This window comes from Peribacillus loiseleuriae (assembly GCF_001183985.1).
Lineage (GTDB): Bacteria > Bacillota > Bacilli > Bacillales > DSM-1321 > Peribacillus > Peribacillus loiseleuriae.
On sequence record NZ_LFZW01000001.1, the window covers coordinates 3,813,982 to 3,828,793 of the forward strand.

11 protein-coding genes and 1 other annotated feature are annotated in these 14,812 nt (G+C 40.0%); all 11 genes read right to left on the bottom strand.

The genetic code is table 11. The features are described from left to right. Positions 1–358 precede the first annotated feature (358 nt). A complete protein-coding gene (locus tag AC625_RS17660; RefSeq protein WP_156187578.1) occupies positions 359–586 on the bottom strand; it encodes a hypothetical protein in 228 nt (75 codons plus the stop codon). 157 nt (positions 587–743) lie between these two features. Continuing rightward, on the bottom strand, positions 744–2,009 hold the full coding sequence (gene clpX, locus AC625_RS17665) for an ATP-dependent protease ATP-binding subunit ClpX (RefSeq protein WP_049682484.1): 1,266 nt from the start codon (positions 2,007–2,009) through the stop codon (positions 744–746). A gap of 868 nt (positions 2,010–2,877) precedes the next feature. Next, the gene (gene tig, locus AC625_RS17670; RefSeq protein ID WP_049682485.1) at positions 2,878–4,173 is read right to left on the bottom strand and encodes a trigger factor; all 1,296 of its coding nucleotides are present in this window, start codon (positions 4,171–4,173) and stop codon (positions 2,878–2,880) included. 180 nt (positions 4,174–4,353) lie between these two features. Then, complete coding sequence (locus tag AC625_RS17675; protein WP_049682486.1) at positions 4,354–5,388, bottom strand: tetratricopeptide repeat protein; 1,035 nt, start codon at positions 5,386–5,388, stop codon at positions 4,354–4,356. Positions 5,389–5,736: 348 nt separating this feature from the next. Beyond that, entirely contained in the window at positions 5,737–6,336 is a 600-nt protein-coding gene (leuD, locus tag AC625_RS17680; RefSeq protein WP_049682487.1) for a 3-isopropylmalate dehydratase small subunit, read from the bottom strand. A 15-nt stretch (positions 6,337–6,351) separates the two neighbouring features. After that, a complete protein-coding gene (gene leuC / locus AC625_RS17685) occupies positions 6,352–7,770 on the bottom strand; it encodes a 3-isopropylmalate dehydratase large subunit (RefSeq protein WP_049682488.1) in 1,419 nt (472 codons plus the stop codon). Between the two features lie 346 nt (positions 7,771–8,116). Next, entirely contained in the window at positions 8,117–9,205 is a 1,089-nt protein-coding gene (gene leuB / locus AC625_RS17690; protein ID WP_049682489.1) for a 3-isopropylmalate dehydrogenase, read from the bottom strand. An 83-nt stretch (positions 9,206–9,288) separates the two neighbouring features. Beyond that, complete coding sequence (locus tag AC625_RS17695) at positions 9,289–10,821, bottom strand: 2-isopropylmalate synthase (RefSeq protein ID WP_049682490.1); 1,533 nt, start codon at positions 10,819–10,821, stop codon at positions 9,289–9,291. Continuing rightward, positions 10,808–11,839, bottom strand: a complete 1,032-nt coding sequence (ilvC, locus tag AC625_RS17700; protein ID WP_049682491.1) for a ketol-acid reductoisomerase — start codon at positions 11,837–11,839, stop codon at positions 10,808–10,810. Before ilvC ends, AC625_RS17695 begins: the two co-directional genes overlap by 14 nt. Before the next feature lie 155 nt (positions 11,840–11,994). Beyond that, positions 11,995–12,513, bottom strand: coding sequence for an acetolactate synthase small subunit (gene ilvN, locus AC625_RS17705; protein WP_049682492.1), 519 nt, complete (start codon positions 12,511–12,513; stop codon positions 11,995–11,997). Beyond that, positions 12,510–14,228 (bottom strand): acetolactate synthase large subunit, encoded by a 1,719-nt coding sequence (ilvB, locus tag AC625_RS17710; protein WP_049682493.1) that lies wholly within the window; start codon positions 14,226–14,228, stop codon positions 12,510–12,512. The genes ilvN and ilvB overlap by 4 nt, the downstream gene beginning before the upstream one ends. Positions 14,229–14,342: 114 nt before the next feature. Then, positions 14,343–14,599: a binding site (T-box leader), on the bottom strand. Positions 14,600–14,812 lie beyond the last annotated feature (213 nt).

Consider the following 14,812-nt stretch of genomic DNA (forward strand, 5'->3'; position numbering starts at 1 on the left):
CCTTCATTTTCTTCGGAAAAGGGGCGGGGCTTCGCAAAATCAGCTCCGCACCGCCACCTGCATAAATTTATACTATTTGAGTACCCGAACCTTTTTCATCATTGGTTTTGGAGGGAACACTCATGGATGCTTTTTGAAGAATTGCCTTAAAAGGACCATGAATGAGGATTGGATGGTACGTGTATGAAGGAAAACGCCACGCTAGCAGGCAGGCATACTGAAACGCCCCCGGCCTTTTGGTGCATGGTTCCACTTCCCTTTCCTGGCATAGATAGCGGAGCCGCATTTCGAAGTTGCGCGCTGGAGCCACTTTTTTTCGCTATAGGATGGGAAACAGTAATAAAAACAAACCCCATTATTACGCTTTTATAAAACCCCGTCGCTTAATGATGCGGGGCGAGCGTTGACTAGCCGATACACCGATATTCAGGCGGGCACTTTCGTCGATTTCATGTCTTACGAGCGAGATTTCAAATTTGCACGCCAGTTCCTCCACTTTTTGAGCAGGATTTCCGATTTGCGCGCCGGAACCACATTCGATAAAAAAAGCATCCCTCGCTGAACAGTCACGACAAAATTCATCCAATCTCCTCTCCCACTTCATCCTATACGATAGCCCCATACAGGAAATCCTATCCTAATTTCCATAAAAAAAGGACTGACCTCGCCGCTACGACATGCAGTAATACGTGAAAATAACACGCATTACTGTGTGTAGAGTACGAAATCAGACCCGTTTAAGATTATGCAGATGTTTTATCAGCTACGTTAATCGTTGTTCCATCTTTAAGAACTAGTTTAGGTGACTCATTTTCTGTTATTGCTGCCCCTGTAATAATACATTTGTCAATGTCATCACGTGAAGGCAATTCAAACATTACTTCAAGCATAATGCCCTCAATAATAGAACGCAGTCCACGAGCACCTGTTTTTCTTTCAATTGCTTTCTTCGCAATTTCAAGTAGAGCATCTTCCTCGAATTCGAGAATGACATTGTCAAGCTCCAGCATTTTTTCAAATTGCTTCACTAGAGCATTTTTCGGCTTCGTTAGAATATCAATCAATGCCGCTTCATCTAATTGCTCCAATGTAGCAATTACTGGAATACGACCAATGAATTCCGGAATTAAACCGAAGCGCAATAAATCTTCTGGAAGCACTTTAGACAGTAATTCTTTTTCTGCCACATCATCTTTCTTCACATCTGATCCAAAACCAATTACTTTTTGGCCTAGACGGCGTTTAATAATTGGTTCGATTCCATCAAATGCACCACCACAAATAAAGAGAATATTTGTTGTATCAATTTGAATAAACTCTTGGTGTGGATGTTTACGGCCACCTTGAGGTGGAACACTCGCAACAGTACCTTCAAGTATTTTCAACAATGCTTGTTGAACACCCTCACCAGACACATCACGCGTAATGGATGGGTTTTCCGATTTACGTGCTACTTTATCGATTTCATCAATATAAATGATCCCTTTTTCTGCCTTTTCAACATCATAATCTGCAGCTTGGATTAATTTAAGCAAAATGTTTTCAACATCTTCCCCAACATATCCAGCCTCAGTTAATGATGTAGCGTCAGCAATCGCAAACGGTACATTCAAAAGTCGTGCCAATGTCTGTGCAAGTAAAGTTTTCCCACTACCTGTCGGACCGATGAGTGCGATATTACTCTTTGCAAGTTCTACATCATCCACTTTACTGTTTGAATTGATTCGCTTGTAATGATTGTAAACCGCAACTGCAAGAGATTTCTTAGCCTGCTCTTGCCCAATTACATATTCATCTAGAATTTCACGAATTTCCATTGGTTTTGGAACATCTTTAAATTCGATTTCTTCTTCCGTACCTAATTCTTCTTCTACGATTTCTGTGCAAAGCTCAATACATTCATCACAAATATATACACCTGGTCCTGCTACCAGTTTACGAACTTGCTCTTGAGTTTTTCCGCAAAAAGAACATTTTAATTGTCCTTTTTCATCATTAAATTTAAACATGGACTCACTCCTTTATTAAATTTTCCTATATACATAGTCATGCGCATTATTTTTGGACGTAAATAAACGCATAAACTGGGTATTAAAATTTTGATGTAGACCGCATTGTACCATGTCTCAAGTATTTTTGTAATAAAAATGCTCAAAACTAAAAGTTGTCCAATAAGTACTAACTATTCTAAACGATAATATGTATGTTGCCCGTAATAGGCTTTCCCAAACCTGAAAAACGTTAAGTGTCAATAGAGTCCAATGCCCCAGACCACTTCCACCGAATTAGCAAACGGCAAAGTGAGTATATCATATGACCAATTTTGAAAACGCTTACTAACCATTTGAATAAAACATTTTATAACTTCACGGGGAAGCAAGTTTGTATCGTTTGTTCAATTCTTTGCGCAAAGCGATTTCATGGAACCGGTACAATAATGTCTCTTACTTACTGAACATGGATAGGAATAAATTTTCACAATTTCTCGGCTCTTTCCTTCCTCTTTTTTGACACTTACTAGCAAGGTAGGGATATTGTGTAAGTATAACTATGTATATGCGGTATTAAAATTAATCTACACTGAATTCACAAAAAAATCAATGCTGAAATTCCCAACAAAATAATTATTTTTTTTAAATGATGATTTGAGCTTTCTAAAGTCATAGTGGTTATGTAGGCATATTGTCGTAACAGCAAGCGTTTTTCACTGTTTCCATTTTTTATGTACGATTACGTTATATAACGATACGATATTAGCCCATTGCATTATGTATAAAACAAGGCACGAATGCTCGTGCCTTGCATGTCTCTAATTATAATACAAAATATGTTGTTTGGCTAAATTTTAATACTTAGCCTAAGGTACGTTGGCCTTTATTATTCAGCAGCAGCGACTGTTTTGCTGTTTGCAACAAGGAAGTCGATTGCTTTGTTGATTTTAAGATCACCTTTAAGACCTTCTAGGCTACCAAGTGCTTTTTTGATGTTTTCTACATCCATTTTGTACATTTCAGCCATTTTTTCAATCTCAGCATTCACATCTTCTTCTGTTACTTCGATGTTTTCAGCTTTAACGATTGCATCAAGAGTTAGGCTTACACGAACTTGGTTTTTCGCTTCTTCTACCATTTGGCCTTTAAGAGCTTCTTCATCTTGTCCTGAGAATTGGAAGTATAACTCCATATTCAAGCCTTGAGATTGAAGACGTTGTTCGAAGTCTTTCATCATACGATCTACTTCGTTCGTTACCATAATTTCTGGAATGTCAACTTCCACATTTGCAGACGCTTGTTCGATAACTGCATCACGAATTGCGTTTTCTGCTTGGTGTTTTTTGTCATGCTCAAGGTTTTTCTTAGTTTTTTCTTTTAATTCAGCAAATGTTTCAACTTCATCGTCGACATCTTTTGCGAATTCGTCATCTAATTGAGGTAGTTCTTTTGTTTTGATTTCGTGTAATTTCACTTTGAATACAGCAGGTTTACCTGCAAGCTCAGCAGCATGGTATTCTTCAGGGAAAGAAACTTCGATATCTTTTTCAGCTCCTGTTTCAAGACCAACTAATTGTTCTTCGAAACCAGGGATGAAGCTATTAGAACCAAGTTCTAATGTGTAGTTTTCAGATGCTCCACCTTCAAATAATTCGCCATCAACAGATCCTTCGAAGTCGATAACAACTGTGTCGCCATTAGCTGCTTGTCCTTCTTCTTTTACTACTAGCTCAGCTTGACGTTCTTGAAGAGTTTTGATTTCATTATCAACATCTTCGTCTGTTACTTCAGCGTTGAATGCTTCTACTTCAAGACCTTTGTATTCACCTAATTTAACTTCTGGAGCGACTGTTACATTCGCTTTGAAAATAAGGTTTTGGCCTTTTTCCATTTGTTCAATGTCAATTTCAGGACGATCAACTGGGTTGATTCCTGCTTCTTCAACAGCATTTGCATACGCATCTGGAAGAATAATATCAAGTGCATCTTGATAAAGAGATTCTACGCCGAATCTTTTTTCAAACATTTGACGAGGCATTTTCCCTTTACGGAAGCCTGGTACGTTTACTTGTTTTACAACTTTTTTGAACGCAGCGTCTAGACCTTCATTAACAGTAGCAGCTTCTACTTCAATCGTTAGTACGCCTTGATTACCTTCTTGTTTTTCCCATTTTACAGACATGTGTTTCCCTCCAAAAATCTATATACTAAAATGAATAAGCAATGGATGAATCTGCTATGCTATTCCTAACAAGCATCACCATACCCTAATTAATCTAGGGCTCTGTTCGTTTCATAATAAAACGAGACATTACAACCCCTACATTATAACACAGGTTCCCTTCGTTTCAACAGCAATACATTAAATATTCCCATAAGAAAATTCTTCAATTATATTAATTTGGAGGATCACTTCGTGCACGGAATCCGAACTTACTCCATATTGAGCGGCTCTTTTATTGGCAGTATTATCACCGGTTTGATACTTCTCTGCCACAGTATGATAGGCGCAAGCCCAAACTGGAAAAGTGCTCTCCTCAGGTGCAATTGGATACATCACAAATTGCTGCCTTTCTATGAGAGATGTGGCCATAGCTAATAAGGATGGATTTTCTTGTTCTAATTGTCTTTCTACGAGGATTGTAACGGTTTTGAAAAAATCCGTATCCTTCATAGGTAGTATTTCTGTTGGAATGATGTCCATCTCTTGTGAGAGCTTTGTTAGCCGTACATTTTTATCGTATTCCTGTTCTTGAAGGATGTGGATTAATAGCGTCTTCAAAAAAGGATGAGCTGCTTCGTCAAGCAGAAATTTCTGAACAGATGGTATAAAAGCTCGAATATTCGCATCTGAAAATCGACTGATATTCCTAAATATTTCTTCGTCGGATTTCCCAGCAAACCATTCGTCAGCATCAAAACCTACTTCCGTTCGTTTCTCTTCTTCGATTTCTACAAACATATCTTCATTCTCTTCTAAAACTCTAGTACTAAAGGCAAGCATTTTTTCAAAGTGGTCGATTTTATCATGAGGTACTTGATTATCATCCAATAGCGCTTTGATTGTCATAACCATTTCTTCATGCTCATTAAGCTGGAGTAAGACCATTAAATAGATACTTACGATCTGAAAATAGTCGCCAATTCCTTTATGAAGCACCTCTTTACACAAATCCCGCGCTTCTATATAGCGACCTACCTCGACAAAAGAAACGATTAAACCGACATTTACATCGGGATTCTCAGGATCAAGCTCTCTTGCTTGGCTATACAATTCCACCGCATGTTTGAACTCTCTTTTTTCAATATGTTCCATGCCCTTTTCCACAAGCCGACTACCCAAATTAGGAAACGGAATAACATTTCCTTCTGGTTTTTGTTTCTTTTTTCCGCCCATTTTATAACTCCGCCTGTCGATATATTTTCTAGCAAATAGTTTAGCATTGTTTTCTTCACAATACAAAAATTAACTAAAAATTCAATAGCAAAAGAGGGTGACTCATAAGAAACATCCATGAGCGTCTGCTCTAAAACTAAAACGATGAAAAAGGTTCAGGTTCTAAAAACTGCATCGCCTTATGAAGGTGGCGGTGCGGAGCTGATTTTTCGAAGCCTCGTCCCCATGTCCTTCATACAAAAAGGATCAGGCTTCACAACAACTATATCCCATTCAAATTAAGTGTTTGTAACACTCTAATCTGGGTAGTAGTGTGAGGTCTGACCCTTTTGGACAAATGCTACGCAATTATTTCGTAGACACAACATCTATTGTTTGTTCATATTTAGCAATTTGATCATCATATTGCAGAGTGATTGAGATCTCATCCCACCCATTCACTAGCATTTCTTTCCAATATGGGTGAATGTCAAACTCCGTAACAAAATCAGCTGGTCCGTAAACCTTTTGATTAGGTAAATCGACTGTGAATTCAACATCAGGATTTTTGGCTTCCTTCATTAAATAGGAAACTTCATCTGCAGAAAGAGCAATTGGCAGAATCCCATTTTTCAGGCAGTTATTCTTAAAAATATCGGCAAATGAAGGCGCAATGACGATTTGAAAACCAAAGTCCTGCAACGACCACGGTGCATGCTCCCTTGAAGATCCGCAGCCGAAGTTCTCACCTGCCACTAGAATGGAAGCACCAGCGGCCTCAGGCTGGTTTAACTCAAAGTCTTCGCGAAGCTCACCATTTTCATTATATCGCCAGTTGTAGAATAAAAACTCACCAAAACCTGTCCGTTCAATTCGTTTTAAAAATTGCTTCGGAATAATCTGATCTGTGTCCACATTGTTCCGGTCTAAAACTGCCGGTTTTCCTCGGTATACCGTAATTGGTTCCATATTGCACCTCCTAAATTAATGTAATTGATGCATTTCTGATGAGTTTTCTAAATTTCTGATATCAATAAATTTCCCATAAAGCGCAGCCGCAGCCGCCATTTCCGGGCTGACTAAATGCGTTCGTGCACCTGCACCTTGACGACCTTCGAAGTTCCGATTGGACGTTGAGGCACAGTGCTCTCCTGCTGGAACTGCATCTGGATTCATGCCTAAACACATGCTACAGCCAGAGTCCCGCCATTCAAAACCCGCTGACTTAAATACTTCATCAAGCCCTTCTTCCTCGGCTTGTTTCTTTACCTTTTGCGAACCAGGGACAACCATTGCCCGGACTCCTTTATGCACTTGTTTCCCCGATATAACATCGGCTGCTTTTCGCAAATCTTCAATACGTGAATTCGTACAAGACCCAATGAATACATGCTGAACCGGAATATCGGTAATCTGCATCCCTTCCGTTAACCCCATATATTCGAGAGCACGTTGCAATTCTTTTTCATCAATCGTATCACTTGACCCAACAGGGATGTTCTCATCCACAGCACTTGCCATGCCAGGATTTGTTCCCCAGCTAACCATCGGCGAAATTTGCTCTGCATCAATTGTGATTTCCCTGTCATAGACTGCATCCTCATCACTAGCCAGAAGTTTCCATTGATTCACACTTTGTTCAAACTCTTCGCCTGTCGGCACAAACTTTCTGCCCTTTATATATGAGAATGTTGTTTCATCCGGGCTAACTAACCCAGCACGCGCACCGCCTTCAATCGACATATTACAAACGGTCATGCGTTCTTCCATCGACATATTTCGGAAGACTTCTCCGCAATATTCAACAATATAGCCATTCCCAAAATTCACGCCATACTTGGCAATTACGTATAAAATAACGTCTTTTGCCGTTACACCAAACCTTAATTTCCCGTTCACTTCAAGTTTTAGCGTCTTCGGTTTTGTTTGCCATAGTGTCTGTGTTGCAAAAACATGCTCCACTTCACTTGTTCCAATCCCAAAAGCAATCGAACCAAACGCGCCATGAGTTGATGTGTGGCTATCTCCGCAAACAATAGTCATTCCCGGCTGTGTTAATCCCATTTCAGGTCCGATGACATGGACAATCCCTTGATCTGGACTGTTCAAATCTGCAAGCTCAATTCCGAAATCACGACAATTCGTTTCAAGAGCCGTCAACTGTTTCAAAGCAATCTCATCTTCAATAAAATAACGATTGATTGTTGGAACGTTATGATCCATCGTCGCAAACGTCCGGTCAGGTCGTCTTACTTTCCTACCTTTTAGCCTTAAACCCTCAAATGCTTGCGGTGAAGTGACTTCATGAATATAATGCAGATCAATATATAATAAGTCCGGTTTATTTTCCTCTTGATGAACGATATGTTGCTCCCAAATTTTTTCAATAATTGATTTCCCCACGCTTGCTCACCTCACAAAATTTTTAATGTTTAGCTGTTATAATTTATGAAGAATAAGGATGGACCAGCGCTTAACTTAAACAGCTAACTAACATGACCTTTTAAAGTTAAGCTAGACAATGTGTAAAAACCTAAAAATGTGACAATCACTCCATCACTTAATTGGAGCTGGTTTTATGACTTTTATACATTCTTCCTTCATAAAACGATGCCATTATTGCACCATTTATGTGACTTTTTTAAAATAGCTCAAAAAAGACTCTTCCTTCACCAATAATGGCTGAAAGAAGGCTTATTTGAGCCGTCTTCTTTGTGAATCACATTTACTCATTAACACCCATCTTGCTTTAGATTGCTACTTCATTTAAAAGAGCAGCTTTGACTTCAGCAATCATTTCTTCAGTTGACAAGCTCTCTGTATTATTCCCAGCGATATCAATTGTTCTGAATCCTGAATCGAGTACAGAGTGAACTGCCTTTTCAACAGCTTCTGCTTCTTTCTCCATTCCAAACGACAATCTAAGCATATATGCTGCTGAAAGAATCGTTGCAAGCGGATTCGCTACGTTTTTGCCAGCAATATCTGGCGCTGAACCATGGATTGGTTCGAATAAACTAGGTCCGTCTACTGAAATTGATGCAGAAGAAAGCATTCCAAGTGATCCTGTTAGCACCGATGCTTCATCACTTAAAATATCCCCAAACATATTTTCTGTGACCACAACATCGAATTGTCTAGGATTGCGAATCAATTGCATCGCGGCATTATCCACAAGCATATGCTCTAATGTTACATCAGGATAATTCTTTGCCACTTCCTCTGCCGTTTCACGCCATAGTCTACTTGATTCAAGCACATTCGCTTTATCGACAGACGTTACTTTTTTCTGTCTTTGGCTTGCGATTTCAAAAGAAAGTTCAATGATTCGTCTCATTTCTTCTTTTTGGTAAAATAACGTATCAACGACAGCTTCCTTACCTTCAAAAATCGTACGTTCACTTGGTTTTCCGAAATAAAGGCCACCAGTTAATTCTCGTACAATGATAAAATCCACGTCTTCAATAATTTCTTGTTTCAGCGGAGAGGCTTCCGACAAACTAGAAAAATAGCTAATTGGCCTCAGATTGGCATAAAGATTTAAATCTTTCCGGATTTTCAGTAACCCGCGTTCCGGGCGTAAATGAGTGGGCTGACTATCCCACTTTGGCCCACCAACTGCACCAAGAAGAATTGCATCACTTGATTTACACAATTCAATGGTTTCATCAGGAAGTGGTTGTCCTGTTGCATCAATGGCTGCCCCACCGATTTGGCCATATTCAAAGGTGAATTCATGCTCGAATCGTTCTGCGACGGCTTCGAGTATTTCAACTGCACCTCCCGCCACTTCTTTTCCGATACCATCTCCAGGCAACACTGCAATTTTCCTTTTCATCTTTCTCTCTCCTTTTTAGAGGATGTTCAAAAAATTAGATAAAGTGTGTTTTTATCCTCTTTTTTGAACATAACTTCTCGCTGTTATTGTAGAACGGTATCTTTTTCACTCAAATAGATGATGCGATTTACTGCATTTAGATACGCTCTTGCAGATGCTTCCAATACATCCTGATGTAGGCCTCGACCACTTGTTTCCATCCCACGATAACGGATTTTCACAAACACCTGAGCCAAGGCGTCACGGCCGGCTCCAACGGATTGGATGCGGTAATCAAGCAGATTCACTTTATTGTCCAGACATCGTTCTAGCGTATTGTAAAGGGCTTCGATGCTACCAGCACCTGTAGCTGCTTCTTGTATTAGGTCTGTATTTCCATTTTTCAATGTAACAGTCGCCGTCGGGATTTGGTTCGTTCCATACGTAACCTGTAAGGAATCTAATTCAAAGAAGCGATCATCCTTCGAAATTTTCTCTTCAAGAACAAGTGCTACAAGATCCTCATCTGTCATTTCTTTTTTCTTATCCGCTAATGCTTTGAATTGAACAAACAGACGGTTCATTTCTTCATCCGTTACGTACAATTTCAATTCATCCAGCCTGTTTTTGAAAGCATGTCGTCCGGAATGTTTTCCTAGCACTAGCACATCTGTAGACACACCGACTAGTTCAGGAGAGATAATTTCATAAGTAGATTTTTCTTTTAAATAGCCATCCTGATGAATGCCAGATTCATGTGCATATGCATTTCTACCAATAATCGCTTTGTTTGGCGGAATGATCATACCGGTCAATTTACTGATCATATCGCTTGTACGTTTAATTTCATTAAGAGTCAGCCTTGTATTTGCTTGATAATGGTCACTGCGGATATGTAGCGCTACTGCGACTTCTTCCAGTGCAGCATTCCCAGCTCGTTCACCGATCCCATTAATGGTACCTTCCACCTGAGTGGCGCCTGCTTCGATAGCAGCCAGTGAGTTAGCTGTAGCCATTCCAATATCATCATGACAGTGTGTTGATAATTGCACCTTATTAATAGAAGGAACATGTTCGCGTAGATACGTAAAAATCTCTGCATATTCCTTTGGTGTTGTATAGCCAACCGTATCTGGAATATTAATAATCCTCGCCCCAGCACCAATTACCGCTTCTACGATTTCAGCTAAATAATCAAGCTCAGTCCGACTTGCGTCCTCTGCCGACCATTGAACAAGTGGAAAGCGGCTGGCAGCATAAGCTACTGTCTGTACCGCACGTTCCACTACTTGTTCTTTTGAGAGCTTCAATTTATATTCACGGTGAATCGGTGAAGTGGCAATAAACGTATGCAATCTTGGCTCTGCACCATCTTTTAATGCTTCCCATGCTGCATCGATATCACTTTGCACTGCTCGCGCAAGCCCGGTAACCGAGCTTGTGCGAATTTTTTTAGCAATTTCTTGAACAGATGCGAAATCGCCTTTTGATGCCGCAGGGAATCCTGCTTCGATAATATCTACTCCCAATCGTTCTAATTGTAGAGCAATTTCTACTTTCTCAGAGAAGTTCAAGTTCACACCTGCTGATTGTTCACCATCTCTAAGTGTAGTATCGAAAATATTAATTTTTCGCAACAGTCACCACCTCTTTCTTAGCTTTTTGTTGCTGTTGTACAAAAGGCATCATTGCGCGAAGCTTACGGCCAACTACTTCAATTTGGTGTTCATTTTCACGGTTATTGATTGCTGTGAATACTGGACGATTTGCTTGGTTTTCTAGAATCCAACCTTTAGCAAATTCACCATCTTGAATATCTTTCAACACTTTTTTCATTTCTGCTTTTACGTTTTCAGTCACAACGCGTGGTCCTGAAACGAAATCTCCCCACTGAGCTGTATCCGAAATGCTATAACGCATGTTTTCTAGTCCGCCTTCGTACATTAAGTCGATGATTAGTTTCAATTCATGTAAACATTCAAAGTATGCAACTTCTGGTTGATAGCCTGCTTCTGTTAATGTTTCGAATCCAGCTTTTACCAATGACGTTAATCCGCCGCAAAGTACAGCTTGTTCTCCAAATAAATCTGTTTCTGTTTCTTCCTTAAATGTTGTTTCCAAACCACCAGCACGTAATGAACCGATTCCTTGAGCGTAAGCAAGAGCTAATTCTTGTGCTTCGCCAGTCACATTTTGATAGATAGCAAATAATGCTGGTACACCTGCGCCTTGTTCGTACGTACGTCTTACAAGATGTCCAGGACCTTTGGGAGCAACTAATAGAACATCTACATCTGCTGGAGGAACGATTTGATTAAAATGAATATTGAATCCGTGTGCGAAAAGCAATGCTTGACCAGCTCTTAGTACGGGTTGGATTTCTTCTTGATATACTTTTGTTTGCATTTCATCTGGAAGAAGGATCATGATTACGTCTGCTTGATCTGCTGCTTCTTTTACAGAATAAACTTGGAAACCATCTTCTTCTGCTTTATCCCATGAATTTCCTTTTCTAAGACCGATTACTACATCAACACCACTATCGCGAAGGTTTTGTGAATGAGCGTGTCCTTGAGAACCATACCCGATTACTGCTACTTTTTTATTTGCTAAATACGTTTCGTTTGCGTCACCGTTATAATATACTTTTGTCATTTTAATACATCTCCCTTTTTCTCATTAGTCATTTTTTTCTGATTAATCAAGCTGTAATACCGCCTTAATATGCAAGTATAAACAGCCTGTAAATCCTTGCATAGTTCTATTAACTATTAGTTAGAAAATCCATCACTGATGGAAGCTTCACTTTATTAGACAATCGTAAAGCTTTTTACAACCGACTGTTTTTGTGTACCGCGCGGAAAGGCAGCTGTGCCGGTTCGCGCAAGTTCTTTTATTCCATAGGGCTTAAGCAATTCAATGAACGCTTCTACCTTATCGGACTCTCCAGTAATTTGTATCGTGAGGCTATCTTTGCTGACATCAATGACCGAGCCGCGGAATGGTTCAATTAATGAATAAATCTCCGTACGGGTTTGGCTTGAAGCAAGCACTTTTACAAGAGCTAACTCTCTCGCTACAATGGATTGATCGCTAATATCTGTTACTTTTAATACATCAATTTGTTTATTTAGCTGTTTCGTCATCTGTTCAATGACATTCTCATCTTCAACATGAACAACTACAGTTATTCTTGAGATGTTTTCTTGTTCAGACTGTCCAACAGATATGCTTTCAATATTATAATTTCGTTTCGTAAACAAATTGGTAATTCGGTTTAACACGCCAGGGCGATTGTTTACAGTTAGGGTTAGAATGCCTTTCTTCATAGCTTCACACCTACCATTTCATGCAGCCCTTTACCCGGCGCCACCATCGGATAGACATTTTCTTCCGCTTCTACTTCAAAGTCAATGAGTACAGGTCCTTTGATCGCAAGTGCTTCTTCAATTTTGGCACTAGCATCTGTCTCATTATCGACTTTAAAAGCCGGAATTCCGTACGCATTAGCTAATTTAACAAAGTCTGGTTGATAATCAAATTTACTATGAGAGAAGCGTCCCTCATAAAACTCTGACTGCCATTGTCTAACCATCCCTAGCGCATGATTGTTCACGATGATAATTTTGACAGGAAGATTTAATTCAGCCATTACGGCTAATTCCTGACTCGTCATCTGGAATCCGCCATCACCTACTACAGCAAATACTGTCGCGTCAGGTTCGGCAATTTGCGCACCAACTGCTGCTGGTATACAAAATCCCATCGTTCCAAGTCCACCTGAAGTTACCCAAGCATTCGGTTTATTAAACGTAAAATATTGAGCGGCCCACATTTGATGTTGACCAACATCTGTTACGACAATCGCATCACCAGCCGTTTTTTCATGTAAAAGTTCAATCACTTTTTGCGGCTTCAATGTATCTGACTCTTTGTCGTATACAAATGGGAATTCTTCTTTCCAGTCTTTGATCGTTTTTATCCACTCTGTCAGCTCAGGCTTCTTGCCGTCTTGTGCAACTAATTGCTCTAGTGCTTCTTTGGCACACCCTACAATCGGGATCTTCGTCGGTACGTTTTTCCCAATTTCAGCAGGATCAATATCAATATGTGCAACCTTGGCGTTTGGCGCAAATTCCGCTAAATTTCCAGTTAATCGGTCATCGAAGCGCGCCCCGATATTAATGAGCAAATCACATGTTGAGAGCGCCATATTGGCTGCATAGATTCCATGCATTCCGCCCATTCCGATGAATAGTGGATGGTCAGCCGGGAATCCACCGAGTCCTAAAAGTGTATGCACAACAGGAATACCTTGTTGCTGTGCGTATTGCAAAAGTTTTTCGGATGCTTTTGCATGCAGGATACCAGCTCCAGCTAAAATGACTGGTTTTTTTGAACTGCTCACAGCTTCTACCATTTTCCTGATTTGCAAATAATTCGGCTGTGTAGTTGGCTGATAGCCTGGTAAATCGATTTGCGGTTCCTCGCCAACCTTACCGTCTATCGTTGCTACATCTTTAGGTATATCAATGAGTACAGGTCCCGGTCGACCGCTTGAAGCAATATAGAACGCTTCTTTGATTATGCGCGGGAGGTCTTCCGGTTTTCTTACTTGATAGTTATACTTCGTGATTGGCGTTGTAATTCCGATAACATCTGCTTCCTGGAAGGCATCTGAGCCAATGACGGACGTAGCAACCTGTCCAGTGAAGACAACTAAAGGAATTGAATCAATCATCGCATCTGCAAGGCCAGTCACAATATTCGTTGCCCCTGGGCCAGATGTAGCAATAACTACCCCAGGTTTTCCAGTAATTCGGGCGTACCCTTCTGCCGCATGAATGGAACCTTGTTCATGACGCGGTAGGATGTGTACCATGCCTGATCGGTAAATTTCATCGTAAATCGGTAGAACAGCTCCACCCGGATATCCAAAAATGACTTCAACTTGTTCCTTTTTCAGGGCATCAATCAGAAAAGCGGCCCCGCTTTTTAGTTGATGTTCCGCTTTTCTGGCTGTTACCACTGCTTTTTCTGTCATTTGAAAAGACCTCCTTCGCTTATTTTTTGTTTGATTGTGGTAATGCTTTTACTCAATAAAGGCGAAAAACATATAAAAAGCCCCTCACCTCATTAAGCATGCTGTTGCATTACTTAAAGGGGTGAAGAGGCTATATATCCTATCCACGGTACCACCCTAATTCGCACAAAATACGTGCGCACTCTAAACAGATTTCACTCTGTACTGTATTTTGATAACGGGTGCTGGTTGGCACCCGTTCAGCCTTACTCGTACACTTTCGGGCTGAAACTCAGAGGTGAGTTCACCTTTTGGACATTACCGGCTTCCAGCTACCCGGCTCTCTGTAAATGTCTGCTCAAAAGATTACTTATCCTCATCAATGCTTTAACATGTTGAATTTTATTATTATATTACTCGCTAAAATTTGCGTAGTAGTCAGCTATTTAAATTCTTATAATTTTTAGAAGAATGTAAAAGCTGTTGTATTTGAAACTAATATTACGCTGATATTTAAAGCACGTCAATACCTTTTTCCTAATTATTTGACTATTCTATTTTATCGATTCAATTGAATCCGCTTACATCATTGCTGTGACTTATTT